This window comes from Bradyrhizobium sp. WSM2793, from assembly GCF_000379585.1.
Classification (GTDB): domain Bacteria; phylum Pseudomonadota; class Alphaproteobacteria; order Rhizobiales; family Xanthobacteraceae; genus Bradyrhizobium.
In genome coordinates this window covers 1-3,476 of record NZ_KB902834.1, presented here as the reverse complement: position 1 = coordinate 3,476, position 3,476 = coordinate 1, and the positions used below count along the sequence as shown (strand labels likewise).

6 protein-coding genes are annotated in these 3,476 nt (G+C 57.9%); 4 read left to right on the top strand and 2 right to left on the bottom strand.

What is annotated here, in order from left to right:
• Positions 1–91 precede the first annotated feature (91 nt).
• The gene (locus A3AS_RS48025) at positions 92–301 is read right to left on the bottom strand and encodes a hypothetical protein (RefSeq protein WP_157644516.1); all 210 of its coding nucleotides are present in this window, start codon (positions 299–301) and stop codon (positions 92–94) included.
• 9 nt (positions 302–310) lie between these two features.
• On the opposite strand from A3AS_RS48025, the gene A3AS_RS0139325 reads away from it, so the two are divergent.
• Both A3AS_RS0139325 and A3AS_RS49895 read left to right on the top strand, forming a co-directional pair.
• Positions 311–1,231: an isocitrate lyase/phosphoenolpyruvate mutase family protein gene (locus A3AS_RS0139325; protein WP_256375123.1), complete on the top strand. Its 921-nt coding sequence runs from the start codon at positions 311–313 to the stop codon at positions 1,229–1,231.
• Complete coding sequence (locus A3AS_RS49895) at positions 1,185–1,604, top strand: isocitrate lyase/phosphoenolpyruvate mutase family protein (RefSeq protein ID WP_256375122.1); 420 nt, start codon at positions 1,185–1,187, stop codon at positions 1,602–1,604. The genes A3AS_RS0139325 and A3AS_RS49895 overlap by 47 nt, the downstream gene beginning before the upstream one ends.
• A gap of 123 nt (positions 1,605–1,727) precedes the next feature.
• Here the strand turns inward: A3AS_RS49895 and A3AS_RS48020 are convergent, their stop codons facing one another.
• Entirely contained in the window at positions 1,728–2,003 is a 276-nt protein-coding gene (locus A3AS_RS48020; protein WP_157644515.1) for a hypothetical protein, read from the bottom strand.
• A gap of 20 nt (positions 2,004–2,023) precedes the next feature.
• Here A3AS_RS48020 and A3AS_RS46295 point away from each other — a divergent pair, with 20 nt between their 5' ends.
• Positions 2,024–2,299, top strand: a complete 276-nt coding sequence (locus A3AS_RS46295; protein WP_018322907.1) for a helix-turn-helix domain-containing protein — start codon at positions 2,024–2,026, stop codon at positions 2,297–2,299.
• 170 nt (positions 2,300–2,469) lie between these two features.
• Positions 2,470–3,378: a LysR family transcriptional regulator gene (locus tag A3AS_RS0139320; RefSeq protein WP_026202842.1), complete on the top strand. Its 909-nt coding sequence runs from the start codon at positions 2,470–2,472 to the stop codon at positions 3,376–3,378.
• Positions 3,379–3,476: the final 98 nt, after the last annotated feature.

Here is a 3,476-nt window from a genome sequence, read left to right as displayed (position 1 = left end):
CTGCGGAGCTAAACAGTGTGGCCCTAAGCAGCGTCGCCGAGGTCGCTTGACAACGGACGGGCCGCAGCGAGCGAGCCTTGGCGCTGCTTTCTTAAAGGGCGCCGCGCAATTTCTTCGTCGTGAGCCGGAAGCGCTTCGGGTCCCGTTGATCGTTTTGGACAAGAGAATTCACCCGTCTGCGCGGCACCCGACGTACGAAGCGGCGAGCAAATTGCTCCGCTGGTGAGGCGCGGCCGCGAAACGCGCCGTCTTCTTCGGCGATGCGACGCAAGGCATCGCAACTTGCGATCATTTCATTCAACGAACACGAATGTCCGTTTTGTTCGCAACTTTGCCAATGAGTAGAAGCGGTCAACAATCCTGCGTCAAACTTCAGGTGCTCCCATTGTCTCTCGTTGCAGAACGGCTCAAGGCTTGTCCATTCCTCCGAAGCCAGGCCACGACGGCGCGAGCCGCCGAGCTACGCGGACGTGATCACACTCGGTCGGGCGAACCCGATTTCGAAACCTCACTTGATGCTTGCGCCGGCTTGATCGGCAAACACACGCCGGGCGCTAAGGTGACAGAGACTGACAGCCATGTTAGCCATGTATCTTCTCGATGCGTTTGCGTCCCCGCGGCGGCCGCTGGCGGCTTCCTGGTCTCGCCCAACATTCGCATCTCTCATGCTTCGTCGCTTAAGGATCTCACCCGCGCCTGCGATCGGATCATCACCGCTTGCCGCCCTATCTTGAAAGAGTTCGGATGTCTCCTGCCAAACGCCTGCGTGCCCGGATGGCCGAAAGCGATCTTGTCCACATTACGGCAGCTCATAGCCCGCTTTCGAGGAAGCGGCTTCGATGGGGTGGGGGCCTCCGGTTTCGCACTTTCCGCACTTTATGGCTTGGCTGACATGAGCCTGATCTCGATGGCACAGCATCTGGATATGCCGCGAGCAATCGCCGGGCGCACGACGATACCGATCGTGGCCGACATCGACACTGGCTATGGCAATGCGATCAATGTCATGCATGCGATTGGCGAGTATGAAAGGGCTGGCGCCAGCGCCGTTGTCATCGAGGACAAGACATTCCCTCAGGTTACGAGCCTTGCTGCGGACGGCCGCCAGAAACTGCTGCGCGCCGAGGAATTCCAGGGCAAGATCGAGGCTGCTCTCGTCACAAGACGAGATCCAACTTTTTCTTGTGATCGCGAGAACAGAAGCGCTCATCGCTGGCCTTGGCGAAGCTGAAGCCTTAGACCGCGCGCAAGCATATGTGAAGGCTGGTGCCGACATGATCCTGATCCATTCAAAGAAGAAGGATCCTGGCGAGATCGAAAGCTTTTCCCGCGCCTGGACCGGTTCAGTGCCGCTGGCCATTGTGCCAAATCCTTATTCGGACCTGGATGCCCGTCGGGTCAAGGAGTTGGGCAACGTCCAGATGATGATCTATGGCGATCACGGCATCCGGGCCTCAAGCACGGCCTTGAGGGACACCTTCCGCCGCATCATCGCTGATGGCGGTGTCCAGAACGTCCACAAGGATGTTGTACCGGTAGAGGAAATCTTCGAACTCCAGAGAATGGACGAGATTAAGGCAGCTGAAACGCGCTTTCTGCGCTGATGCAGGGCTGAAGGCTAACTCGAACCTTGCCTGAACGGCCGTCGCTGCAATCTCGATGGCTTGCGCCTCATTTCATCGGGGCTGCAACTCCATTTCGTTGAATGGAGGACCCTCGGCTCCCTCTCAGTCAGCATCTTTGCCTTTTGCTCGAGGCCGCTCGCGCAAATTGGGCAGCCGAATCGAACGGCTGCCGAGCCAGCCGAACGGCTGAGCTCCGGTCAGCGCCCGCAAAACCTGCGCCGCCGCGAAATGATAGAGGGACGACATACCAGCGCTTGTGCGGCCCGCTCTCAGTAGCGTCGGGGAAACAACGATTCGGTGACACTCATCGCATTCGATCAAAAACTTCCAATTTGGTGATGTTTTTATGCAGGTTATAGCCAGTGGTTTGATGACCATCGAAATGGCTGCTTTCGCGCATGAGAGCTCGTGCGCTTGTGGCTTACAATGTGCGCCGGATCCGCGTCCAGCGCGGTATTCCGCAAGAGCAATTGGCCTATGATGCAGGTGTTGATCGCTCCTACATGAGCGGACTTGAGCGCCAACAGGCGAACCCGACGATCGATCTTCTCGATCGCCTTGCCGAGACGCTCGGCGTAGCTGTCTCCGAGCTGTTTGTTCGGCCATCCAAGGGTGCGCCGCCACCCGCTACCTTACCTAAAGGTCGCAAGCCGAAGCGGGCACGCGCAAAATGACCTAGCCCCTGTCAGCACCGAGCTGTTGAAGCAGTTCTTGTGCGGTTACTGGATCAAGTATCAATGCGCTCCCACGCGGATTTTGTGCGCAACCCATAGTTGATACGCGGCCATCCTGCTATGGACATCGAATAATGTGATGGATGTTCATTCTGGCGCCGGAGCAGACAATGGCGGCTCAAGACGATGAAGTTCCTTTAAACGCCATCCGTGCTTTTGTGACCGTCGCACGCGAAGGCAGCGTCACGCGCGCAGCCACCGCTTTGGGAACGACGCAGAGTTCGGTCAGCCGCTATTTGTCCGTCCTGCGGGACTATCTGGGTGCGGACCTCATCGAGCGGCGGGGGCGGCTCAGTGATTTGACCGAGTTCGGAAGACTATTTGCTAACGCAGTCTCTGAACCGCTCGAGACAGTCGGCTTCACCGCCAAGAGAATGCGGCGGCGGGCGGCCGCGGGCACCAATCGGATCGTCGTCCGCACATCACTATCGACTTTTGCTTTCTCGCTTCTGATTCCGAATCTGCAGGCGTTTTCTACCGAAATGGGCGGCGTCATCGTGGACGTCGTCAGCTCGCTATCGCCGCCGACATCTTCGGATGATTTCGATATTTTGATTACACGCGACCTTTCCGTCATCGAACCCGCCGACAGTTGGGAGATCTACAATGAGGAGCTGGTATGCGTCGGCCCGCCAAATCTGGTCGCGGGCAGAGAGCTCTCGATCGTTCGCTCAACCCCGATACTGAACATCACATCTCGTCCCGACATCCTGCCGACATGGCTGAGGGCCATGAACCTGTCCTCAAACGACATACGAGCGGGCGCGCGCTATGATCACAATTATCTTGCTCTGCCGGCCGTCATGACAGGAAAATGCCTTCTTGTCGCACCGGAAATCATCGTCAGTGATCTGGTGCGAGGGGGCGCTTTGCAAATCATCCCCGGCTCACGGGCTCCAAGTGGCATGCAATATCGCGCCTACGCGGTGGATCGCAGCGAGCATTCCGAAATTGCACGTTGCTTTTGCCGATGGGTCGCTCGTCTCTGTAAGAAGGCAGCACTTGCGCAGGCTGCCTGACGCCTAGTGTCCCGAGTCACAAGTTCGCAATCATAGATTCGCAGTAGGTTCGCGTCGCGGTGCCAAGAATGGAGGCAAACAGCGACGGAGGCTGCAAT